Source organism: Actinomadura graeca (assembly GCF_019175365.1).
GTDB lineage: Bacteria > Actinomycetota > Actinomycetes > Streptosporangiales > Streptosporangiaceae > Spirillospora > Spirillospora graeca.
On the sequence record NZ_CP059572.1, the window covers coordinates 6126230 to 6148434 of the forward strand.

23 protein-coding genes and 1 pseudogene are annotated in these 22205 nt (G+C 73.3%); 7 read left to right on the forward strand and 17 right to left on the reverse strand.

Features of this window, described 5'->3' with window-relative positions:
* Position 1 precedes the first annotated feature (1 nt).
* On the forward strand, positions 2 to 247 hold the full coding sequence (locus AGRA3207_RS27175; RefSeq protein WP_231329838.1) for a DUF2630 family protein: 246 nt from the start codon (positions 2 to 4) through the stop codon (positions 245 to 247).
* Positions 244 to 1203, forward strand: a complete 960-nt coding sequence (locus tag AGRA3207_RS27180; RefSeq protein WP_231329839.1) for an LLM class flavin-dependent oxidoreductase — start codon at positions 244 to 246, stop codon at positions 1201 to 1203. Before AGRA3207_RS27175 ends, AGRA3207_RS27180 begins: the two co-directional genes overlap by 4 nt.
* Before the next feature lie 392 nt (positions 1204 to 1595).
* Here the strand turns inward: AGRA3207_RS27180 and argS are convergent, their stop codons facing one another.
* The 6 genes and pseudogenes from argS to AGRA3207_RS27210 all read right to left on the reverse strand — a co-directional run bounded on the left by argS (position 1596) and on the right by AGRA3207_RS27210 (position 7281).
* A complete protein-coding gene (gene argS, locus AGRA3207_RS27185) occupies positions 1596 to 3341 on the reverse strand; it encodes an arginine--tRNA ligase (protein WP_231329840.1) in 1746 nt (581 codons plus the stop codon).
* 224 nt (positions 3342 to 3565) lie between these two features.
* Positions 3566 to 4642: pseudogene (gene plsX, locus AGRA3207_RS27190) on the reverse strand (phosphate acyltransferase PlsX); the annotation flags it as partial.
* Between the two features lie 133 nt (positions 4643 to 4775).
* The gene (locus tag AGRA3207_RS27195) at positions 4776 to 5174 is read right to left on the reverse strand and encodes a hypothetical protein (RefSeq protein WP_231329841.1); all 399 of its coding nucleotides are present in this window, start codon (positions 5172 to 5174) and stop codon (positions 4776 to 4778) included.
* Between the two features lie 111 nt (positions 5175 to 5285).
* Complete coding sequence (locus AGRA3207_RS27200; protein WP_231329842.1) at positions 5286 to 5642, reverse strand: hypothetical protein; 357 nt, start codon at positions 5640 to 5642, stop codon at positions 5286 to 5288.
* The gene (locus tag AGRA3207_RS27205; RefSeq protein WP_231329843.1) at positions 5639 to 6553 is read right to left on the reverse strand and encodes an alpha/beta fold hydrolase; all 915 of its coding nucleotides are present in this window, start codon (positions 6551 to 6553) and stop codon (positions 5639 to 5641) included. The genes AGRA3207_RS27200 and AGRA3207_RS27205 overlap by 4 nt, the downstream gene beginning before the upstream one ends.
* Positions 6550 to 7281: a DUF998 domain-containing protein gene (locus AGRA3207_RS27210; RefSeq protein WP_231329844.1), complete on the reverse strand. Its 732-nt coding sequence runs from the start codon at positions 7279 to 7281 to the stop codon at positions 6550 to 6552. Before AGRA3207_RS27210 ends, AGRA3207_RS27205 begins: the two co-directional genes overlap by 4 nt.
* A gap of 343 nt (positions 7282 to 7624) precedes the next feature.
* On the opposite strand from AGRA3207_RS27210, the gene AGRA3207_RS27215 reads away from it, so the two are divergent.
* Entirely contained in the window at positions 7625 to 8941 is a 1317-nt protein-coding gene (locus AGRA3207_RS27215) for a KamA family radical SAM protein (RefSeq protein ID WP_231329845.1), read from the forward strand.
* Between the two features lie 91 nt (positions 8942 to 9032).
* Here AGRA3207_RS27215 and AGRA3207_RS27220 read toward each other — a convergent pair whose 3' ends face one another.
* Complete coding sequence (locus AGRA3207_RS27220; protein ID WP_231329846.1) at positions 9033 to 9560, reverse strand: SUKH-4 family immunity protein; 528 nt, start codon at positions 9558 to 9560, stop codon at positions 9033 to 9035.
* Positions 9561 to 9662: 102 nt separating this feature from the next.
* Between AGRA3207_RS27220 and AGRA3207_RS27225 the strand changes: the two genes are divergently transcribed.
* Positions 9663 to 9992 (forward strand): SCO4225 family membrane protein, encoded by a 330-nt coding sequence (locus AGRA3207_RS27225; RefSeq protein ID WP_231329847.1) that lies wholly within the window; start codon positions 9663 to 9665, stop codon positions 9990 to 9992.
* A gap of 85 nt (positions 9993 to 10077) precedes the next feature.
* Here AGRA3207_RS27225 and AGRA3207_RS27230 read toward each other — a convergent pair whose 3' ends face one another.
* The 3 genes from AGRA3207_RS27230 to AGRA3207_RS27240 form a co-directional block, all read right to left on the reverse strand.
* The gene (locus AGRA3207_RS27230; RefSeq protein ID WP_231329848.1) at positions 10078 to 10599 is read right to left on the reverse strand and encodes a YbhB/YbcL family Raf kinase inhibitor-like protein; all 522 of its coding nucleotides are present in this window, start codon (positions 10597 to 10599) and stop codon (positions 10078 to 10080) included.
* A gap of 68 nt (positions 10600 to 10667) precedes the next feature.
* Positions 10668 to 11471: an ABC transporter ATP-binding protein gene (locus AGRA3207_RS27235; RefSeq protein WP_231329849.1), complete on the reverse strand. Its 804-nt coding sequence runs from the start codon at positions 11469 to 11471 to the stop codon at positions 10668 to 10670.
* The gene (locus AGRA3207_RS27240; protein WP_231329850.1) at positions 11464 to 12435 is read right to left on the reverse strand and encodes an ABC transporter permease; all 972 of its coding nucleotides are present in this window, start codon (positions 12433 to 12435) and stop codon (positions 11464 to 11466) included. The genes AGRA3207_RS27235 and AGRA3207_RS27240 overlap by 8 nt, the downstream gene beginning before the upstream one ends.
* Positions 12436 to 12587: 152 nt before the next feature.
* On the opposite strand from AGRA3207_RS27240, the gene AGRA3207_RS27245 reads away from it, so the two are divergent.
* The 3 genes from AGRA3207_RS27245 to AGRA3207_RS27255 all read left to right on the forward strand — a co-directional run bounded on the left by AGRA3207_RS27245 (position 12588) and on the right by AGRA3207_RS27255 (position 15083).
* Positions 12588 to 14168, forward strand: a complete 1581-nt coding sequence (locus AGRA3207_RS27245) for a bifunctional phosphatase PAP2/diacylglycerol kinase family protein (RefSeq protein ID WP_231329851.1) — start codon at positions 12588 to 12590, stop codon at positions 14166 to 14168.
* A 67-nt stretch (positions 14169 to 14235) separates the two neighbouring features.
* Entirely contained in the window at positions 14236 to 14457 is a 222-nt protein-coding gene (locus AGRA3207_RS27250) for a DUF6158 family protein (RefSeq protein ID WP_231329852.1), read from the forward strand.
* A 56-nt stretch (positions 14458 to 14513) separates the two neighbouring features.
* Entirely contained in the window at positions 14514 to 15083 is a 570-nt protein-coding gene (locus tag AGRA3207_RS27255; RefSeq protein ID WP_231329853.1) for a YceI family protein, read from the forward strand.
* On the opposite strand, the gene AGRA3207_RS27260 is transcribed toward AGRA3207_RS27255, so the two are convergent.
* The 7 genes from AGRA3207_RS27260 to AGRA3207_RS27290 form a co-directional block, all read right to left on the reverse strand.
* Complete coding sequence (locus tag AGRA3207_RS27260; RefSeq protein WP_231329854.1) at positions 15080 to 15865, reverse strand: hypothetical protein; 786 nt, start codon at positions 15863 to 15865, stop codon at positions 15080 to 15082. The genes AGRA3207_RS27255 and AGRA3207_RS27260 overlap by 4 nt on opposite strands.
* Entirely contained in the window at positions 15862 to 16998 is a 1137-nt protein-coding gene (locus tag AGRA3207_RS27265) for a glycosyltransferase family 4 protein (RefSeq protein WP_231329855.1), read from the reverse strand. The genes AGRA3207_RS27260 and AGRA3207_RS27265 overlap by 4 nt, the downstream gene beginning before the upstream one ends.
* The gene (locus AGRA3207_RS27270; protein ID WP_231329856.1) at positions 16998 to 17357 is read right to left on the reverse strand and encodes a hypothetical protein; all 360 of its coding nucleotides are present in this window, start codon (positions 17355 to 17357) and stop codon (positions 16998 to 17000) included. The genes AGRA3207_RS27265 and AGRA3207_RS27270 overlap by 1 nt, the downstream gene beginning before the upstream one ends.
* Positions 17354 to 18091, reverse strand: coding sequence for a hypothetical protein (locus AGRA3207_RS27275; RefSeq protein WP_231329857.1), 738 nt, complete (start codon positions 18089 to 18091; stop codon positions 17354 to 17356). Before AGRA3207_RS27275 ends, AGRA3207_RS27270 begins: the two co-directional genes overlap by 4 nt.
* An 11-nt stretch (positions 18092 to 18102) precedes the next feature.
* Positions 18103 to 19392 carry a glycosyltransferase family 4 protein gene (locus AGRA3207_RS27280; protein ID WP_273699947.1) on the reverse strand — a complete coding sequence of 430 codons (1290 nt, stop codon included), beginning with the start codon at positions 19390 to 19392 and terminating at the stop codon, positions 18103 to 18105.
* Positions 19389 to 20306 (reverse strand): NAD-dependent epimerase/dehydratase family protein, encoded by a 918-nt coding sequence (locus AGRA3207_RS27285; RefSeq protein WP_231329858.1) that lies wholly within the window; start codon positions 20304 to 20306, stop codon positions 19389 to 19391. The genes AGRA3207_RS27280 and AGRA3207_RS27285 overlap by 4 nt, the downstream gene beginning before the upstream one ends.
* Positions 20307 to 20418: 112 nt before the next feature.
* Positions 20419 to 22062: an ABC-F family ATP-binding cassette domain-containing protein gene (locus tag AGRA3207_RS27290; protein ID WP_231329859.1), complete on the reverse strand. Its 1644-nt coding sequence runs from the start codon at positions 22060 to 22062 to the stop codon at positions 20419 to 20421.
* Between the last annotated feature and the right edge of the window lie 143 nt (positions 22063 to 22205).

Below are 22205 nucleotides of genomic sequence, written 5' to 3' on the forward strand. Positions count from 1 at the left end.
GATGGACGAGAAGGAGATCCTCAAGCGCATCGACGCCTACGTCGGCGAGGAGCAGCGCCTGCGCGAGCGCTACCAGCGCGGCGATCTCGGACGGGACGAGGAGCACCGGCGGCTGGAGGACCTTGAGGTGGCGCTGGACCAGTGCTGGGACCTGCTGCGCCGCCGCCGGGCCCGGCTGGAGGCGGGCGAGGACCCGGACGACACCGGTGTCCGACCGCCGGACGAGGTCGAAGGCTACCTGCAGTGATCGGGGCGGGCCGGCGGCGTCCGCTGCGCTTCGGCCTCTCCCTCGCACCCGAGTCGGCGAGGCCCCTGGTCCGTATCGCGCAGGACGCGGACCGCTACGGTCTCGACCTCCTCGGCATCGGCGACCACCCGTACCGGCGGGGCACCGCCGACACGCACGCGCTGATGGCGACGGTCCTGGCCGTCACGACACGGATCCGGGTGCTGCCCGCCGTGGCGTGCCTGCCGCTGCGGCCGCCCGCCGCGCTGGCCAAGGCCATCGCCACCCTGGACCGGTCGAGCGGCGGCCGTGTGCTGCTCGGTCTCGGCGCCGGGACGTCCTGGGACGGCATCGAGGCGTACGGGGGCACGCGGCTCGGCGCCGCCGAGGCGCGCCGCGCGCTGGAGGAGGCCGTGCAGGTCATCCGGCTGCACTGGAGCGACCAGCAGGGGCTGCGCTTCCAGGGCGAGCACTACCGGTTCGCCGCCGGACGGCCGGGCCCGGCGCCCGAGACGCCGATCCCCATCTGGCTCGGCGTCACCGGCCCGCGCGGCCTGGACCTCGCCGGCCGTGTCGCCGACGGGTGGATCGCCCCGTCGTCGCTCGTCCCGCCCAAGCGGCTGGCCGAGGGGCAGCGGCGGCTGGACGAGGCCGCCGCCCGCGCGGGCCGCGACCCCGCCGACATCCGGCGCGTCTACCTCCTCGAAGGCGCCCTCGACGTACGCGGTTCCCGCGGCTTCCTCCACGGCCCGCCCCGCCAGTGGGTGTACGAGCTGACGGAGCTGGCCGTCGGGCACGGCATCGACTCGTTCCTGTACGCCGGAGACCCCGACCACCTGACCTCCTTCGCCCTGGAGGTCATCCCGGCGGTTCGGGAACTGTGCGCCCGGCAGTCCAGACCAAGAGTGACCCCGCCCAACGCGCCCGCCACCCAAGGAACCACCCCCGCAGGCGCCCCCGCCCACCCCCAAAAGTAGACCCGAGCCGCCGCACGAACGCGATGCGGCAAGGAGCCCGAGCCGTCACGCGAGCGCGGTGCTTTCCGGCGTGGCGGCAAGGAGCCCGAGCCTCTACGCGAGCGCGGGACTCCCGGCCTGGCGGCAGGGGGCCCGAGCCTCTACGCGAGCGCGGGGCTCCCGGCGTGGCGGCAGGGGGCCCGAGCCTTTACGCGAGCGCGGTGCTTTCCGGCCTGGCGAGAAGCCCGAGCCGTCACGCGAGCGCGCTACCAGCCCGCGTGAGGCGATGCCGAAGGCGAGCCTCACACGGGCTGATCGCGAAGCGATGACGCGCTCGCACAAGCACGGTCGAGCGGGCGAGCCGCCAGGCGAGCCCGGTCGGGCCGGGATTGAAAAAAACAAGCACGACGCCCCTACATGCGTTCGGGGGTGGGGACTCCGAGGAGGTCGAGGCCGGTGACCAGCGTGCGGAGCGTGATGGCGCACAGGGCGAGCCGGGACGCCCTGGTCGGCTCGTCCGGTGCCTTCAGGACGGGGCAGGTCTCGAAGAAGCCCGTGTACGCCTGCGCCAGCTCGAACAGGTAGCCCGCGAGGCGGTGCGGTTCGCTGGTCTCGCCCGACTGGGCCACGATGGAGCCGAAGTCCAGCAGCTTCAGCGCCAGCGCCCGCTCGGCCTCGTTGCCGATCACGATGGGGCCCGTCGCCGACTCGGGGTCCACGCCGCCCTTGCGGAAGATCGACCGGATCCGCACCGTCGCGTACTGGAGGTAGGGGCCGGTCTTGCCGTGAAACTTGATCATCCGGTCGAGGTCGAAGACGTACTCGCTGTCGAGCGCCACCGACAGGTCGGCGTACTTGACCGCGCCGACGCCGACGGCCTCGACGATCGCCGCGCGGGTGGCGTCGTCGAACGACTCGTCGTGCGGGATCTTGTCGAACTCGGTGGCGGCCCGCTCGACGGCCTCGTCCACCAGCTCCGACAGCTTGACGGTGCCACCGGCCCGGGTCCGCAGGATCTTGCCGTCGGTGCCGAGGACGTTGCCGATCTGCGCGTGCTCGGCCTCGACCTCGTCGCCGAGCCAGCCGGCCATCCGGGCGACGGCGAACACCATCTGGAAGTGCAGCGACTGCGGCGCGCCGACCACGTAGACCATCCGGTCGACGTGGTCGTTGTCGACCCGGTACCGGATGGTGGCGAGGTCGGTGGTGGAGTAGTTGTAGCCGCCGTCGCTCTTGCGGATGATCACCGGCAGGGGCTCGCCCTCGCGTCCGGTGAACCCGGGCGGGAAGGCGCACAGCGCACCGTCGCTGACCACGGCGATGCCCTTGTCCTCCAGCTCCCGGACGGTCGGGGCGAGCAGGTCGTTGTAGAAGCTCTCGCCCCGGATGTGGTCGTCGGACAGCGTGACGCCGAGCCGCCTGTAGACCGAGTCGAAGTAGCGCTGGGAGACCTCCACCAGGATCCGCCAGAGCCGCAGCGTCTCGGGGTCGCCCGCCTGGAGCGCGACCACCCGCTTGCGCGCCCGGTCGGCGAACTCGGCGTCCCCGTCGAACTTCTCCCTCGCGACCCGGTAGAAGGACGTCAGGTCCCGGACGGACGCGTCGTCGCGCGCGGCGGCCTCCTCGCCGAGGTCGAGGAGGTGCTCGATCAGCATCCCGAAGGGGGTGCCCCAGTCGCCGACGTGGTTGTCGCGCATGACGTCGTGGCCGAGGAACTCCAGGATCCTGGCGATGGCGTCACCGACGATCGTGGTGCGCAGGTGCCCGACGTGCATCTCCTTGGCCACGTTGGGCGAGGAGTACTCGACGACGACCTTCCGCGGCCTGTCGACGACCGGGACGGCGAGCCGCGCGTCCTCCAGCGCCCGCTGCGCCTGCATGGCGATCCAGTCGTCGCTGAGCGTCAGGTTGAGGAATCCGGGCCCGCTGACCTGCGCGTCGGCGATGACACCGGTGGTGTCGAGGTGCGCGGCGATCTCGTCCGCCACTTCTCGCGGCCGGCGGCCCAGCTTCTTGGCCAGCGGCAGCGCCACGTTGGCCTGAAGGTCGGCGAACTGCGACGGCCGGATGACCGGGTCGGCGTCCGCGTACGACGGTCCGAAGGCGGCGGCGAGCGCGGCCTGGACCCGGGCGGCGAGTACGAGTTGCGGAGCGGGCATGCCCCAAGGCTATCGGCGCGGAGGCGCCGTCCTCGAACGCATTGCCCGGTCCGCTACTCGGTCCGCGGGGGCCGGGGCTCGGATCGCTCCGGGGACGTGTCCCCGTTGAGCGGCCAGGGGGGCTCGCCCTCGCGCGGCGTGTCGGCGGCCGGGGGCGCGGCGGGCTTGTCGGGCGTCCTGTCGGACGGCTTGTCGGGCGTCTTGTCGGCGCCGTCCCGCTCGCCGTGCGTCCAGCGCCCGAAGCGGGACGTGCGCGTCGCGGCGACCTGCTCGCGGATCCGCTCGACGATGCGTCCGGCGGCGAGCCGGTGGGCCAGCTCGCACGCCGAGGTGATCGCGCGGGCGTGGGAGGCGCCGTGGGCGATCACGACGGTCCCGTTCAGCCCGAGCAGGACGCCGCCGCCGTAGCTGTCGGGGTCGAGGCGGTCGCGCAGTTCCTGGAGGCGGCGGCGCTGGAGCAGCGCGCCCATCCTCGCCGGCGGGCTGGACGTCATGGCGGTGCGGATCTCCGAGAACGCCGTCCGGATGGCGCCCTCCATCGTCTTGAGGGCGACGTTCCCGGTGAAGCCGTCGGTCACGATCACCTCGACGGCGCCGCTCAGCAGGTCGTGGCCCTCCACGTTCCCGGCGAACTCGATGCCGTGGCTGCCGCCCGCGAGCAGCTCGTGGGCGCGCTTGGTGACCTTGTCGCCCTTGCCGGGCTCGGAGCCGATGGTGAGCAGCCCGACGCGGGGCCGTTCGAGGTCGGTCAGGATCTGCGCGTACGCGGTGCCGAGCGCGGCGAACTGCACCAGGCCCTCGGGCTTGACGTCCACGGTGGCGCCCGCGTCCAGCAGGATCGTCGGGCGGGGGCGGGTGGGCAGCGTCACCGCGATGGCGGGCCGCATGACGCCCTGCTGGCCCTTCAGCCGCAGCCGGGACGTCGCGACGACCCCGGCGGTGCTGCCCGCCGACACCAGCGCCGAGGCCCGTCCCTGCTTGATCAGGTGGCAGGCGATGGCGACGGACGAGCGGGGCTTGCGCCGGGAGGCGAGCGCGCCCTCGCCCATGTCGAGGGCCTCGTCGGCGTGCACGATGGGGATCTGGCCGACGGTCCCGTGCCGGTCGAGCTCCCGGCGGATCAGCGGCGCCCGGCCGACGAGCACGACCCGGACGCCGTGCTCGCGGACGGCCTCGACGGCGCCCGCGATGACCTCGCCGGGGGCGTGGTCGCCGCCCATCGTGTCGACGGCGATCGGCAGCGGCCGGACCGCCGCCGGGCGGCGGGCCGCCGTTCGGGGCGGCTCGCCTTTGCCGGTCATGGCCGCTCCAGGAGGGTGGAAGGACGTGGTGGGCCGCAAGAACGCAGCTCACCGCATCGTAGGACCTTCCTTCCCCTGCCTTGACTAAGCCCGGGCCGTTGGTGGCGATCGTCACCCCGTGGCAGGCGCGGTGTCAGCCGTCCTCGTGGCGGCAGTCGGCGCCGAGGCACGGCGCGTTCTGCACCACCGGGCGGCCGCCCACGAGGATGGTGTAGTACGCCTTGCCGCTCTTCTCCTCGCCGCTGCCGAGCACCTGCACGTCCTGCCTGTCGGTGGTGGTGCCCGTGCAGGACGCGCGCAGCTTGCTCTTCGTCCAGCCGGGCAGGTCCTTGCACTTCAGCGGTGACGTCAGCTGCACGCCGCGCGAGTGCAGCTCGGCCGCCGCGGTCGTCGGCAGCGCCTTGCGCAGCGCGTTCTGCGTCTTGTACCGCAGCTCGTCACCGGAGAGCATCAGGTACGCGATGGCCGCCCCCGCCAGGGCGAGGACGAGCAGCGCGGCCGGTCCCACGATCAGTGCCTTCTTGCGAGTCATCTCCATAAGAGGTGACATCACCGACCGTAGGGTCGCACATGCATGGAGTAGTGGGGGTTTTCCGTGATCATGCCGATTCGTTGGCCGCCGTTGAGGGCGTCCCGGAGGCGGTCAGCGGCAGCCGAGGCCGAGGCAGTCCTTGCGCAGCACCTCGCGCCCGCCGACGGTGACGACGTAGGTCTCGCGCGGGCGCCGGGTGTCGGCGTCGTCGGCCACGCCCGTCACCTCGACGGGCTCGCCGGTGCTGGTCCTGGCGGTGCACTGGACGTGGACCACCGACGTGCCCGAGTCCTGCGTCGTGCACGAGGGACGGCCGTCGAGCCGGACGCCCCGGTCGTGCAGCTCCGCCACGACGCCGTCGGTGACGGCGTTGTTGTACGAGCCGTCCGAGATGCGCTGCATGACCTTGCAGCCGGGCAGCGCGGGCACGAGCAGCGCCAGCGCCGCCGCCGTGAGCAGCCGCCTCACGCCGTCTCCCCGGGCCTCGCCGTCTCCTCCGCCCGGCGGGCCAGCACGGCGGCGACCGCGTCGGCGACCGCGTCGGGACGGTCGAGGTGGACCATGTGCAGCGCGTCGGGCAGCTCGACCTGGCTACCGTGCGGGCTCATGGCGGCGAGCAGGCGGTGCCCGTCCGACCACTCGCGGGCCTTCTCCGGGTCCTTGACGTCGCCGAGGGCGGTGATGACGGCCAGCGGGACGGGCGGGAACGGCCGCCGCTCGCGCAGCGACTCCAGGTCGGCGGCCATCTCCCGGTAGGCGATCTCCTCCGCCATGACCGTGCCGAGCACCGTCCCGCGCCCGTAGACGGACCGGACGACGGAGGCCGGGACGGGCTCGTCCCGGCGGCTGGTCCGCTTGAGGACCATCCGGCGGCCGAGCGGCCCGAGGACCCGCGCCAGCCGGGTGGCGCCGAGGACGGCGCCCGCCGCCTTGGTGAGGGGGTGCAGGGGCCGCGCGAGCCGGACGGGGGCGCGCGGGTCGCGCTCGGTGCTCGGGTCGATCAGCACCAGTGCTCGGACGAGGTCCGGGTGCCGCCTGGCCAGCGCCTCGGCGTGGAACGCCGCCATCGAGTGGGCGAGGACGACCACCGGGCGCCCGGCCCGCCCGGCGAGCGCGGCGAGGATCGCGGTGTCGCGGCGCAGGGACGGCGCGGCCACCGCGGCCGGGCTGAGCCCGAGGCCGGGACGGTCGAAGACGATCACCCGGTGCCGTTCCCGGAGCAGCTCCACGCTCGGCCGCCAGTCGAACCACGCGCCGCCGAGCCCGGAGCTGAGCAGCAGGACGGGCCCGTCGCGCGGGCCCGTCTCGACGGCGTGCACCTGCTCGCGGCCGATGTTGAGGATCTCCGCGGGCGTGCCGGAGGGGACGGTCCCGGTCATAGCGGCGTCTTCTCTCGTGCGGACGGGACGCCCCGCGCGGCGCGGGCCGCGTCCCGCCGGTCGGCGTGCAGGGACCAGGCGATGGTCAGCAGGCCCAGGCACAGGATGGTGATCTGGACGCGCTGGATGATGCCGAGCCACTGGCCCATGTACATCGCCAGCAGTGTGCTCAGCGCGAAGACCGTCTCGGCCAGCGCGAGCAGCCAGCCCCAGCGGGCCAGCGCGGGCCACCAGCCGTACCGGCGGGCGGCCATCGACAGCGTGAACAGCGCGATCACCCCGCAGACGATCACCGCGCTGCTGGTGACCGAGTGGAACTCGTGCGAGAAGGAGACGTTCTCCGAGCGTTCGCGGAGGGCGCACCACGTCTCCAGGCTGGGGGCGCAGTCCAGCGGGAACGTCGCGTCGCCTATGGCGCACACCCCGAACAGCCCGAGGAAGGCCCAGCCGGTCGTGGCCAGGGGCCGCCGCCGCAGCCTGCGCAGCGATCCGAGCGACACGACGATCGTCAGGACGCCGGTGACCAGGTCACCGCCGCTGTAGATCAGGTGATAGGGCTGGTCGGAGGCCGACAGCTCGCTGACGTAGCCGTTCACGCGGTCCAGCTCGGGGCTGAGCGCGTGTTCCAGCAGGAACGTCCCGTAGGAGACCGCCGCGATGACGGCCAGGGAGATCACCCAGGCCGGGACGGTGCCCGGCCCGGCGCCGTCCGCCTCGTCCGCGTCCACTCGAAGGCCCCCTCCCACCGGCCGGCCTGCCCTCTGCCAGTATCGACGACCCTCGCGGTGCCCGGTACGTGAGGCGGGGTTTTCCGAGAATCCCCAGGACGCGGCCTCGACGGAGAGGTTGACGTCCCGTAGTCGTTGTACAACCGGGCGGCGGTCCACGATGATGACGAGGCGCTTTGTCTGCATTGTCTTGACCAGCTTCTTCGTACCCTGGAAGGGGTATCAATTCGGGACGAATCAGCTCTAAACCATTCGAAGGAGGTATCCGGCGGCTCTGTGATCACGGCCTGTGACGAAACGCCCCGGGGTGCGTCTCCCCGCTGACTTCAAGGAGTACCGACACGTGACACTGGTGAACGACGCGGCTCCCGCGGTGCGATCCACTGGTCGCAAGTTCCGCGCCTTCACGGCGAAGCACCTCGACGAGCTGACCGCTCGCGCGGGGCTCTCGCCCGCGCAGCGGCTCGCGACCCGGGCAGTGGCGACGGTCCTGCCGTTCAGGACCAACGCGTACGTCATCGAGGAGCTCATCGACTGGTCGGCCGCCCCCGACGATCCGATGTACCGGCTGGTCTTTCCCCAGGAGGACATGCTCCCGGCCGAGGACGTCGCGCACCTGTCGGACCTGCTGCGCCGCGAGGCCCCGAAGGCCGAGGTGGAGGCCGCCGCGCACGCGGTGCGGATGAAGCTCAACCCGCACCCCGCCGGCCAGATGGAGCTCAACATCCCGAGCTTCGGCGACGGGAAGATCCCTGGTATGCAGCACAAGTACGACGAGACAGTGCTGTACTTCCCCAAGCAGGGGCAGACCTGCCACGCGTACTGCACGTACTGCTTCCGCTGGGCGCAGTTCGTCGGCGAGGCGGACCTGAAGATGGCGGGCGACGACGTCGGGGCCCTGCGCGACTACCTCGTCTCACACCCCGAGGTGACCAGCGTCCTGTTCACCGGCGGCGACGCCATGATCATGGGCGAGCCCGTCCTGCGCCGCTACATCGAGCCCCTCCTGGACCTGGAGCAGCTCGAATCCATCCGGATCGGCACGAAATCCCTCGCGTACTGGCCGCAGAAGTTCGTCACCGACCCGGACGCCGACGACATGCTGCGGCTGTTCGAGCAGGTCGTCGAGTCCGGCAAGAACCTCGCCTTCATGGCCCACTTCACGCACCCGCGCGAGCTGGAGCCCCTCATGGTCGCCGAGGCGTGCCGCCGCATCCGCGACACCGGCGCGATCATCCGCACGCAGGCCCCGCTCATCCGGACGATCAACGACGACGCCGCGGTCTGGGAGGACATGTGGCGGACGCAGACCCGGATGGGCCTGATCCCGTACTACCTGTTCGTCGAGCGCGACACCGGGCCCCAGGACTACTTCGCGGTGCCCCTCGTCCGCGCGTACGAGATCTTCCGGGACGCCTACAAGAACGTCTCCGGCTTGGCCCGCACCGTCCGGGGCCCGTCCATGTCCGCCACCCCCGGCAAGGTCTGCGTGGACGGGATCGTCGACCTGTTCGGGGAGAGGGCGTTCGCCCTCCACTTCATCCAGTGCCGTGACGCCGAGCTGGTGGGCAAGCCCTTCTACGCCCAGTACGACCCCGACGCGGTCTGGCTGGACGACCTGAAACCCGCGTTCGCCGACCGCTTCCCCTTCGAGCGGTGACGGCCGTGGCGTGTCCGCCGCGGGCAGGCGGGCACGCCACTCACCACCTGGCGCCGGTCATTCCCTGAAGCCGGTCATCCTTGGACGCCGGTCATTCCTTGGCGCCGAGCCGGAGGAGCACCGACGGCCACCACGCCCCCGGATCGGTGAACGCGGCCGGGTCGATCTCCATGAACCGCTCCCGCAGCCGCTCCGCGCGCTTGCCGCGCCCCCGGCGTCCGGGATCGGCGTCGACGAACCGGGCGAACTCGTAGAGGAAGCCGATGAAGTGCGCGAGGGCGGCGTTGACCGCCTTCATCGCCCGCTCCCGCGTGTCCAGCATCACCACCCGGCCGGTCTCGGTGTCGAACAGGTACCACGCCGCCGGGTCCCCGGGCACGACGCCGATGAGCAGCAGGCGCAGCGGCCCGCCGCCCGGCTCCCGGACGCGGACCTCGTCGTACAACTGCACCTCACCCTCGATGAACGCGGTGAAGACGTCCGACAGGTCCACCGGGAGGAACCCGACGTCCGGATAGGCCCGCGCCGGGGCCGGCAGCACCTCCATCCACTGCTGGCGGGGGTAGGTGACGGTGTTGTCCCGTCCCCAGGCGTCCAGGTACTCGGCGGCGCTCGGCACGATCGTCCTCCGCTCGGTACTCCGATCCCTCTCGCTGACTGCTCGCCCAGACTGAGTAGGAGTACTCAGGCGATGTTCCACGGCCCGGGTCACGATCGAGCCATGTTCACCCACCTCTCGGCCGCCGCGGCGCGCCGCCGGTCCGGCCGGCTCGGAATCGTCCTCCCCGGCGGCTACGCCGCGCTCGTGATCGCGGTGACCCTGGTCGTCGCCGCCGTCGGGCTGTTCTCCGACGACCCGGGGTTCGTCGGCATCTGGCTCGCCCTCGTGTCGGCGCCCCTGTCGATCCCGGCGCTGTGGCTCACCGACCTGCTGGGAGAGGTCTCGCAGCCGGTGGACCAGGCGCTGTTCTTCCTGAGCACGACGGGCGCCGGGCTCGCGCAGGCGTGGCTGCTCCGGCTGCTCGTCCGGGGCCGCCGTACCGACGGATGAGATCCCCGGCGAACGCGACGATCCCGGCGATCGCGACAATCCGGGGCGCCGCTGACGGTCCGGACCGCCTCGCGTGATCGTGGCGTCAGGTGCCGTACTCGGGGATCACGGACGCGCGCGCGAGGGTGTGCGCGGTGATGTTGAAGCCCGCGACGGCGGGGGAGACGTCGGAGTCGATGCCGAGCGACTCCACGTCCAGCGCGTGGACGGTGAAGACGTAGCGGTGGGGGTCGCCCGGGGGCGGCGCGGCGCCGCCGAACGCCTTGGTGCCGTAGTCGTTGCGGGCGTGCACTCCGGCAGTGGAGCCGGCGGAGCCCGCTCCCGAGGGCAGCTCGGTCACGTCGGCGGGGATGTCGAACAGCACCCAGTGCCAGAAGCCGCTTCCGGTGGGCGCGTCGGGGTCGAAGCAGGTCACCGCGAAGCTCTTCGTCCCGGCCGGGAAACCGGACCAGCTCAGGTGCGGGGACTCGTTCCCGCCGCCGAAGCCCCAGTCGTCGAAGACGTGCCGGTCGGGCAGGCGCTCGCCGTCGGCGACGTCCTCGCTGGTGACGGTGAACGACGGGACCTCGGGCAGGTGCTCGTGGGGGAGCGGCGCTTTGCCGGGCATGGCGGCCTCCTCGTCGGCGATCTGCGTGTCACCCCATCTCTATCAGGGACGGGGCGGGGCCGGGACGGCTACTTCCCGCTGGCCTCGGTGTAGGCGGCGATGACCTCGGCGGGGTCGCCGTCCATGTGCATGCGCCCCTCGTCGATCCAGATGACGCGGTCGCAGGTCTCCTTGACCACGTCCAGCTGGTGGGCGACGAGGAAGACGGCGCCGGCCTCGCGCCGCAGCTCCTCGATCCGGCGCTTGCTCTTGACCTTGAACTTGGCGTCGCCGGTGGCGAGCGCCTCGTCGATGAGCAGCACGTCGTGGGTCTTGGCGGCGGCGATGGCGAACCGGAGCCGGGCGCCCATGCCGGACGAGTACGTCCGCATGGGGTACTGGATGAAGCCCTCCTTGAGCCCGGCGAAGTCGACGATCTCCTTGTACTTGGCCTTCGTCTCCTGCGGGGACATGCCCATCGCCAGGCAGCCGAGCACGATGTTGCGCTCGCCGGTGAGGTCCTTCATCAGGGCGGCGTTGACGCCGAGCAGCGACGGCTGGCCGTCGGTGTAGACGCCGCCGCTGTGCGGGGGCAGCAGCCCGGCGATGGCCTTCAGCAGCGTCGACTTGCCGGAGCCGTTGGTGCCGATGATCCCGACGGCCTCGCCGCGGTAGACCACGAACGACAGGCCCTTGATGGCGTGCACCTCGGTCATCGACGGGCGGCCCTCGCGGCGCAGGACGCGTGAGAACGCGCTGGCGGCGTTGCCCTTGCCGCCCGCCCCGAACACCCGGTAGATGATGTGCAGATCGTCCACGACGACGATGGGCTCGCGGTCCGGATCGATCCGGACGGGCCCGCCGGTCCGCGGTGCGCCCACTGTGTCAGCCACGTCCGTAACGCTCCTCGGCGCGGTGGAAGAAGACGAACCCGCCCACCAGCGCGACCCCGGCCCAGGCGAGCGCGTAGATCCACAGCTGGGTGGTCGAGTGGATGTGCAGGTCGTTGTGGACGTGGTCGCGGTACTTGCCGAGCAGGACGTGCCGGCTCAGCTCGACGTAGACGTATCCGGGGTTGGCCTTCAGCAGCTCGGCCGCCCACGGGTGCCTGTCGAGCGTGGACCCGGCCTTCATCAGCGACGGCAGGCTGAAGATCACGCCGGACATGTAGAGCCACGTCCGCATGATGAAGGGGAGCAGCTGGGTGATGTCCCGGTTGAACGCGCCGAGCCGCGCGACGATCAGGCTCGCGCCGACGTTGAACATCAGCTGGAGGATCAGGACCGGCAGGAACAGCGCCATGTGCACGGTGATCGGCTCGCCGAAACCGACCACGATGGCCACGAGCACCAGCAGGGACAGCAGGAGCTGCTGGAGCTCCACGACCGCGATGGCGAGGGGGAGCGTGGCGCGCGGGAAGTGCAGCGCGCGGATCAGCGACAGGTTGTCGCCGACCGACTTGGAGCCCGCGGTGATCGACCGCTGCGTGAAGCCGAACATGAAGACGCCGGTCACCAGGAACGGCATGAAGTCCGGGACGCCGCGGCTGGTCTTCAGCAGGACGCCGAAGATCAGGTAGTAGACCGCGACGTTCAGCAGCGGCGTCAGAAGCTGCCAGAGCTGGCCGAGCCGGGACTCGGTGTACATCGAGATGTTCTTGGCCGACGCGAACGCCCAGATGAAGTTGCGCCGAGCCCACACATCGTGCAGGTACCTGCGCAGCGGGGGGCGCGCGGCGCTCTGCTTCAGCCCGTACCGTGCGGCGTAGGCGGCCAGCGTCTCGTTCACGTGAGGAGGCTCCGCGATCGTGCCGACCGACTCGCCACCCGGGGAACCGAGCCGTTCCGGGTGACTCATGCCGGGAAGCCTATTGCAGTCGACGATGTGTGAGTGACGTTCGCCCGCATGTGACCCCCGATTTGAGATCTTTACGGAATCATGTCGTCGGCACAGGGGATACCCCCGTCATGCGCGTCAACCATCGGGGGCCGAGGCCCCGGTCACTGTCCGTGCCGGCCGGCCCCCTGTTCCGCCGGCGCCGGCCGTCCTCCGGGGAGACCCGCACCGGTGTCCTCGCCCGCCTGGGACGGGTCGACCGCTGGGCCTTCGACCGTGTGGCCGCCGCCCGGCTCCCCGGCCTGGAGTACGTCCTGCCGCGCGTGTCGCGGGCCGCCGATCACGGAGTGTTGTGGTTCACCACCGCGGGCGTCCTGGCGCTCAGCCGCCGGGCGAGGCTCCGCCGGGCCGCGCTGCGGGGGTCCGTCGCCGTCGCGGTGGCGAGCCCCGTGGTGAACCTCCTCGGCAAGCAGGCGTTCCGCCGCAAGAGGCCCGTCGTGGACCTGGTGCCGCCGATCCGGATCCGCTGGAAGCTGCCGACCTCGCATGCCTTCCCGTCCGGTCATTCGGCGTCCGCCGCGGCGTTCGCGATGGGGGTGGCGCTGGAGGCGCCGGCCGCCCTCGCGGGCCCGGTCGCGCTGACGGCCGCGGCGGTCGCCTTCTCCCGCGTCTACACCGGGGCGCACTATCCGGGCGACGTGCTGGCGGGCGCCGGGATCGGCGCGCTGGCCGGGCTCGGGACGAGGCTGGTCTGGCCCGCCCGCCCTCCGGTCGCCCTCGTGGTGCGGGCCGAGGGGGAGGAGGCGCGGGTCACCGCCGACGGACGCGGCGTCGTCGCGGTCCTCAACCCCTGCTCCGGCGGCGGCTCGGGCGGCAACGGGCGGGGCTTCCTGCCCGGCAACGCGGAACTGGCGGTCGGCCTGATCCGCCAGGAGCTGCCGGCGGCCGAGATCATCGAGCTGGAGCCCGACCAGGACCTCGACAAGGTCTTCGAGGAGGCGGCCGAACGCGCGGACGTCCTCGCCGTCATCGGCGGGGACGGCACCGTGAACGCGGGCGCGCGCGCTGCGCTCAAGCATGACGTCCCCCTCCTCGTCGTCCCCGGAGGCACGTTCGACCACTTCGCCAGGGCGCTCGGCTTGGAGACCGCTATGCAGGCGATCACCGCGTACCGCCGCGGGTGCCTCGGGCGTGTCGACGTCGCCTACGTGGCCCCCGTCTCCGGTGCCCCCGGCCAGGAGGAGGAGCACCTCTTCCTCAACACCGCCAGCTTCGGCGCCTACACCGAGCTGGTCGACCGCCGCGAGCGGCTGGAGCGGCGGCTCGGCAAGTGGCCCGCGCTCGCCGTCGCCGCCGTCCGCACCCTGCGGCACTCCGAGCCCGTGAAGGTCACCGTGGACGGACGGCCGCGCCGCGTCTGGCTGGCGTTCGTCGGCAACTGCGTCTACGGCTCGCGCGGCCCCGCGCCGACCTGGCGCAGGCGCATGGACGACGGGCGGCTGGACGTCCGCATGGTCATGACCGGGCGCCGCGTCCCGCGCGTCCGGGCCGTCGCGGCGGTCATGGCGGGGCACCTGCGCATCATCCCCGGCTACCGCGCGTGGCGCACGGGCGGCCTGGAGCTGACCGGCCCGGACGGCGGGCTGCGGCTGGCGCGTGACGGCGAGGTCACCTCCCTGCCCGCCGCCGTCCGGTTCGCCAAGCACGCGACGGCCCTGCGCGTCTTCGCGGTTTGCCCGGAGGCGACCGGGTAGGGAAGGGGCGGCTTCGACCGGAGCCGCCGACACGGGCCAGAGCCGCGCTGCTGGAGGGAACCATTACATGGAGACGGGAATCGACCCCGGCGAGCTCAGCGACGACGATCTGTTCCGCGAGCTGGGACACCTGTACGAGACGCGGCTGGACGCCCTCCGGCACGCCTCCGACCAGGCGTTCGGGGAGCACACCCGGCGCATGAACCAGCTTGAGGCCGAGTACCTGCGCCGGTGGCCGGGCCGCGAGATCGATCCCGAGCGGCTGCGCGAGGGCGCGCGCACGCGCTGAGCCGCCCGCCGGACGGCGGAAGCGGGCCGGTCCAGGCGGCATGGCAGTCTGAGGGCATGGCAGTACCGGAGGGAACCTACGAGCTGGGCCCGGACGACGGGCGGCTGCTGATCAGGACGGGCCGCAGCGGGCTCGGCCGGAGGGCGGGCCACGACCTGACCATCGAGGCCACCCGGTGGACGGCGGCGGTCACGGTCCGCGAGCCGCCGGAGGAGTCGTCGGTCGAGGTGGACGTCGAGGTCGACGGCCTGGAGGTGCGGGAGGGCACCGGGGGCGTGAAGCCGCTCACCGACCAGGACCGCGCCGACATCGTCCGGAACCTGCGCACCGTGCTGGACGCCCGGCGGCACCCCAGGATCACGTTCCGCTCGACGGCGGTCGCCGTGGGCGGGGGCGGGCGTGCCGCGGGCGGGGAGCACGACGTGGAGGGCGATCTGGCGATCCTCGGCGTGGTGAAGCCGGTGCGCGTCCAGGCCGTGTTCGACGGCGGCCGGGTGCGCGGCGGCGCGGCCGTCCGGCAGAGCCGCTGGGGGATCAAGCCGTACTCGGCGTTCTTCGGCGCGCTCCGCCTCGCCGACGACGTGGAGGTCGCGTTCGATCTCGGTTTCCCGGCAGGCGGTGCTTAGGGCGACGGCGGGGTGCCCTTGGTGCGGGCGGCGTGGGCGGCGCGTGCGAACTGGTCGTCCAGGCTGCGCGGGAACGGCAGCATCCGGTGCCGGTCCCGCCAGGGCGCGAACTGCCGGACGGCGTTGAACCCGGCGGCCGTGACGATGCGTTCCACGCGCGGGCCGGGCGGGCACGCCGGGTAGGCGTCCAGGTGCGCGACGTCGGCGGGCAGACCGTCCGGACGGCGTGGTGAGACGAGGGCCATCGGCGGCCGGACGCCCTCCAGGGCGGCCATGTCCCGCGCGTAGGCGACCAGTTCGAGGATCTCGGCGGCGGGCCCGCCGTGGACGATGAGCCAGCCGTCCACGTCCAGCGGCTCCGCGGGGGGATCGGCCAGGCGCAGCGGCGCGACCTCGTCCGACACCGCGCGGAGGTACTCCTCGTGCGCGGGTTCGAGGGGCTCCAGGACGTACGTCCGGCCGAAGCGCGGCGGGGCGGCGGGGAGCAGCGGGCGGTAGGCGTCCCAGCGGAGCCGCCGGGCGAGGTGCGTGACGCGGACGCCGTCCGGGAGGCGCCGCAGCTCGCCCTGGAGACCGGCGGGGAACGCGTCGACGACGAGGTCGTCCGCGGCCAGGCCGTCCAGCGACGCGGCGATCCGCCAGCCGCCCGCGATCCGGGGGTCGCGGGCGTGCGGCGAGCGGGTGACCACGGTGACCTCGTCGTCCCAGGCCAGGGTGTGCCGGACGGCCCGCAGCCGCGTCAGGTGCCCGAGCCCGTCGCCGTGCGCGTAGCAGACGATCAACGGGTCTCGTCGAGGACGGCGAGGTACCCGGCGGTCTCGGCGGCCGGGGTGAAGTCCTGCCGGATCCGCTCGGCGCCCGCGGCGCCGAGCGCGGCCAGCCGTTGCGCGTCCGCCCGCGCGGCCCGGCCGATGGCGTCGCGGCACGCCTCGGCGTCCCCGGCGGGGAAGGTGAAGCCGATCTTGTCGTCGGCGACGTCGGCGAGGCCGCCCGCGTCCGAGGCGAGCAGCGGGACGCCGAGCGCCGCCGCCTCCAGCGCCACGTTCGGCATGCCGTCGTAGAAGGACGGCAGCGCCACCAGGTCGCAGCCCGCGTACACGGCGGGCAGGTCGTAGCGCTCCAGGAACGGCAGGAACGAGTGCGGCACGGTCTCCGCCCGCTCCGCCAGCCATCGCGTGACGCCCTCCTCGACCTCGCCGACGAGCAGCAGGTGGAACGCGTCCGCGCGGCCGGACGCGATCAGGGCGTCCAGGAGGAACCCGACGCCCTTCTTGTTCTTGAGCTGGCCGATGACGCCGATCGTCCGGCGGCCGGGTGCGACGTTCCCGGCCCGCCACGCTTCGCCGCGCGCCCGTTCGGACGGCAGGATGCGCCACTGGGCCGTGTCGACGCTGTTCGCGACGAACGTGACAGGGGCGTCCGGGGCGAGCGCCGACACCAGCGGCCCGTGCGAGCGGGCGACGACGCACACGCGGGCGGAGGCCCGCAGCGCGTCGGTCAGCACGCCCCGGCGCCGCAGCGAGAACGCGCCGACGTCGATGTCGTTCCCGCGCAGCAGCGTGATCAGCCGCGCGCCCAGCAGCCGCGCCAGGACGGGCGAGGCCAGCAGCGGGTAGACGCCGCCGAACGCGACGACGTGGGTGTAGGCGGTGGGGGGCGGCTCGGCGGTCAGGGTCGTCCAGAGGCGGCGCAGCGCGTGCTCGGGGTCGTCGCCGAGCGGCGCGGTCAGCAGCCGCCCGCCGTGCTCGCGGGTCACGGCCCACGGCCGGTCCCGCCGCGTCAGATGGGCGATGTCCACCTCGGCGCCCGCGGAGCGCAACCCCCGGACGATCCGGTCGCACGACTGGGCCATGCCGCCCTGGCTCGGCGGATAGTGCTCGGTGACCCACAGGACCGAAGGACGTTCCGGCGCCATCAGCTGTCCACGAACCCGGTGCCGTCGTCCGGGCCGAAGTCGCCCTCGCCGTAGGAGTAGTCGTCCCCGGGGTTGAACGCGCCGCGGTCGAACTCGTCGAACGAGGAGTACCAGTAGGTGTCGCTGTAGGTCTGCGAGCTCCGCTCGTAGAAGCGCCGCCTGTACCCGCCCGTCCAGGACGGGTCGAACGGGTTCTGCGACCCGTACCCGTGGGCGGCCATGCACTCGGGGCAGTGCCCGCTCTGGGGCGCGGCGTGCTGCGCGCAGACGGCGCGCCCGCACTGCGGGCAGGACGTGACGGCCTGTCTCCCGCAGCGGCCGAGCACGAAGAACCCGGTGGTCACGATGCAGGGGGTCATGTCGTCCTCCTCGCGCCCGGCGCGGCGGTCCCCGGTGGCGTCCACCGGAACGGCTCCGCCGACACCAGCAGGATGCCCTCGGTGAGCTGCGCGTCGGGCCGCGACCCGTTGATCTTGGCGTTCGTGCGGATCACCATCCGGTTCCCCTGCCTGACCTGCACTTTGATCCATTCCGGCGGCGGCGCGCCGGGACGGCTGATCGCCGCGCCCTTCGGCAGCCGCCGCGTCACCCGGACCAGGTGCACCGACTTCGACTTCCCCTTGACCTTGATCTTGCCCCGGGGGTTGCGCTTGCGGATCTGCCGCTTGCGCAGCCGCTCGGTGACCGCCAGTTCCAGGACGCTGCCGTCGCGCAGCTCCGCCCGCACCCGCAGCCACGGATCCACGGCGTACCACTGCTTCACCGACAGCACCGGCCGCTGGACGGGCAGCTCGTGGGCGGGCCCGTTCTTCTCAGCGACGTCCGTGCCGCGCAGGTCGGCGGCGACCGACAGCACCCCCTCTGGGCGCATGTCCGCGGCCAGCACCCGCAGCAGCGGCACCACGACCCCTGCGGCGCGCTCCGGCGGCGCCCACTTGCGGCGGCGCACGTGCTGGTCGTGCCCGGCGAGGCTCTGGATCACCGGCTCCCAGTCGTCCCGGTACAGCGACACGGTGAAGCCGCGCTCCAGGACGAGCGCCCTGTGCAGCGGGTGGAACCGCTCGATCGCCGCGCGCTGCTTGCGCCAGAACATGACGACACCACCTACCGTTCTGCTCGGTGCGCCGCGCCGGCGCCCGCGTTCCGCGCGTCCCGTGCCCCGGGCACGTCCCGTCCTGCTCCCGGCGTGTCCGGGACGTCCCGTGCGCTCCGGGCGTCCCGTCCGCCCGCCATGACCGCGCGGTAGACCGAGGCCAGCTCGGCGCGTGAGTGCGCCCAGGTCAGCCCGTCCGCGATGCGGCGCCGGGCCCGCTCGCCCATCGCCGCGGCCTCCTCCGGGTACTCCAGGAGGATCCGCACGGCCCGCGCCAGCTCCGCCGGACGGTCGGCGGGGACGAGCCGTCCGTGCTCCCCGTCGGCCATCAGCTCGCGCACCGCCGGCAGGTCCGAGGCGACCACGGGGACGCCCGCCGCCATCGACTCGATCACCTTCAGCGGCGCGCAGCCCTGGTCGAGGTTGCGCGCGCAGCCCGTCAGCGGCGCCACCGACACCTCCGCGTGCGCCAGCCACGCCGCGACCTCGTGGTGCGGCAGCGCGAACCGCCAGTCGACCCGCCCGGCGACGCCGAGCCGCTCCGCCATCCGCCGCACCGGCTTCGCCCGCCGCTCCGGGACGGACGCGCAGACCACCAGCCGCAGCCCCTCCAGGTCGGCGAGCCGCGCGAACGCGCGCATCAGCACGTCCAGGCCCTGCCACGGCTGCAACGCGCCCACGTAGACGAGGTACCGTTCCGGCGCGCCGGACGGGCGTTCCGGGCGCTCGCGGACGTCGGCGCCGTTGGGCACGAGCCGGATCCGCTCCTCGGGGACGCCCAGCCCGCGCACGGCCGCGCCGATGACCCGCGACGGCACCACGACGGCGTCGCTGCGCTCCAGGCAGAACCGCTCCAGCTCGCGGATCTTGCCGAGCGCCGCCTTCGACGCCCACGGCCACGTGTGCGCCATCTCGATCGACGGCAGCCCGTTGACCTCGTACACCACCCGGCGCCGCCCGGGCAGGGCGACCACGGGCAGCGCGCTCCACGGGTCCCGGACGTGGCAGACCTCCAGGGTCTCCCGGTGCGGCTCCAGGTGGTCGGCGACCCAGCCGGAGAACGCCTCGGCACGGTCGATGAGGTTCGGGATCTGCGCGTCGAACCGCGCGATCTCCCGGTCCCCCTCCCGCTGGTAGCGGGGCAGGCCACCGCCGCCGAGCACGCCGAGCAGCCCGCCGCCGAAGGAGGCGAACAGCTCGTCGGCCATCTGCGCGATGTGCACCGCCGACCCCTTGCTCGACGGGAACCTGTCGAACGCGAAGTAGGCCGCCCGGTGTCCCGCCCCGGCGCCTCCTGTCATGCCGGCACCTCCTGCGCCCGCAGCGCCCGGTGCCAGGCGATCTGGTCGGCGAGGCCCTCGGCCAGGCCGGTGCGGGCCGTCCAGCCGAGCAGCCGCGCGGCCCGGCCGGTGTCGGCCCAGGTCCGCGCCGCGTCACCGGCCACGGGCGCCTCCCGCTGGATCTCCGGCCGCACGCCGAGCACGCCCGTCAGCAGCCCGATCGCCGACCGCACCGCCACGGGCTCGTGGTGCCCGACGTTGACGGCGATACCGGCCGGCAGGTCCGCGCCCGCCGCCGCCAGCGTCGCCGCCACCACGTCCCGGACGTGCGTGAACGAGCGGGAGCGGCGGCCGTCCCCGAACACCGGCAGCGGCCGCCCGTCCAGCGCCGCCTCCACGAACCGGTGGAACGCCATGTCGGGCCGCTGCCGGGGGCCGTAGACCGAGAAGTACCGGAGCAGGACGGTCCGCAGCCCGTCCCGCGCCGCCAGCGCCGCGAGCCGCTCGACCTCCACCTTGCTGGCCGCGTACGGGCTGGCCGGGTTCAGCGGGTCGTCCTCCCGGTTGGGGCGGTGCCCGGCCGACCCGTACACCGACGAGCTGGACGCGATGATCACCAGCGGCCGCAGCCGCGCGGGCCGCGCCGCGCACGCCGCGAGCAGCCGCCTGGTCGCGAGGACGTTGTCGCGCTCGGCCGCCGCGCGCCCCGCCCCCCACGAGCTGCGCACGCCCGGCCGTCCCGCCAGGTGGACGACGACGTCGGCCGCCGCGACCGCGGACAGGTCGTCCATCGCCAGATCGGCGGGCACGGCCCGGACCCCGGGACGCGCCGCCACCTCGTCGAACGTCCGCCGCGCGACGTCCGGGGCCAGCGAGCGCGCCGGGGCGTCGACGGCGACCACCTCATGCCCGGCGAGCGCGAACGCGTCCGCCACATGGCTCCCGACAAACCCAGCCGCCCCCGTCACCACCACCCGCACCCGGGCACTCTACCCATCCCTCGCAACCGTTGGGTAGCCCGCTGATCAGCTCAAACCCCTGGAGATCTCAGCGTGGGCGGGCGACGCGCGTCTCGTCCCAGACCGGTTCGGGCGACTCGTAGACCGAACCGTCCGATCCGAACACCAGGAAACGGTCGAAGGAGCGGGCGAACCAGCGGTCGTGGGTGACGGCCAGGACCGTACCCTCGTAGGACTCCAGGCCCTCCTGGAGCGCCTCGGCGCTGGCCAGGTCCAGGTTGTCGGTCGGCTCGTCCAGGAGCAGCAGCGTGGCGCCGCCCAGCTCCAGCAGGAGGATCTGGAGGCGCGCCTGCTGCCCGCCCGACAGCGTCTCGAACGGCTGCTCGGCGCAGAACTGGAGCTCGTACCGGGCGAGGGCGCTCATCGCGTCGTTGCGCTGCCGCGCGTGCTCGGTCATGACGATCTCGCAGGGCGTGCGCCCGGCCAGGTCGGGGCGCGCGTGCGTCTGCGCGAACAGCCCCGGGACGACGCGGGCGCCGAGTCGGCACGTGCCGGTGTGCGCGACGGCCTCGACCGGGGTCGCGCCGCGCGGCAGTGTCTCCGCCACGGCGGCCAGCAGCCGCAGGAAGTGCGACTTGCCCGAGCCGTTGGACCCGAGGACGGCGACGCGCTCGCCGTACCAGACCTCGGTGCCGAACGGGCTCATGAGCCCGGTCAGCTCCAGGTCCTCGCAGATCACCGCGCGTTTGCCCGTGCGTCCGCCGCGCAGCCGCATCGCGATGCTCTGGTCGCGGGGCGGGATCTCCGGCGGCCCGGCCTCCTCGAACTTGCGGAGCCGGGTCTGCGCGGCGTGGTAGCGCGACGCGAGCCCGTCGTTGAACGTCGCCTTGTTCTTGAGCATGAGGACGAGCTGCTTGAGCTTGGCGTGCTCCTCGTCCCAGCGGCGGCGCAGCTCCTCAAGCCGCTCGTTGCGGTCGCGGCGCGCGTCGGCGTAGGTCGCGAACCGCCCGCCGTGCACCCACACCTTGCCCGCCTCGACGGTCACGATCCGGTCGGCGGCCCGGTCCAGCAGCTCCCGGTCGTGCGACACCAGCAAGACGGTCTTGGGCGTCTCGCGCAGCCGCTCCTCCAGCCACCGCTTGCCGGGCACGTCCAGGTAGTTGTCGGGCTCGTCGAGCAGGAGGACCTCGTCCGGGCCGCGGAGCAGGGCCTCCAGGACGAGCCGCTTCTGCTCGCCGCCCGACAGCGTCCCGACCTCCCGCCACCGGCACCCGTCGTAGGGGACGCCGAGCGCCGCGACGCAGCAGGCGTCCCAGAGCACCTCGATGTCGTAGCCGCCCGCGTCGCCCCACGCGCCGAGGGCCGTGGCGTACCGCAGCTGGGCCGGTTCGTCGTCGCGCTCCATCATCACCAGCTCCGCCGCCTCCACGGCCGCGGCGGCCTCCCGCACGCGCGGCGGCGCCGTGGACAGCAGCAGGTCGTGCACGGACGACCCGTCCCGGACGTTCCCCACGAACTGCCGCATCACGCCGAGGCCGCCGCTGTGCGCGACCGTCCCGTCCTGGGGGGCGAGGTCACCGGCGATGAGCTTGAGGAGGGTGGTCTTCCCGGCGCCGTTCGGGCCGATGAGCGCGGCCGTGACACCCTCGCCCACCCGGAACGACACGTCGTCCAGGAGGACCCGGCCGTCCGGCAGCACATGGCCGACATGGCCGACCTCGACGTGCCCCACGGTCCCCCCTCGAACGCGCGGCGGCCGCGATAGGGCCGCGATTCCGCGGTCGAGTCTCCGGAACCGCGCTCGGGCCCGTCAAACCAATTTCGAGCGGACGTGCGCGACGACGGCGTCCAGGACCTCGACGCCGAGGGCCCCTG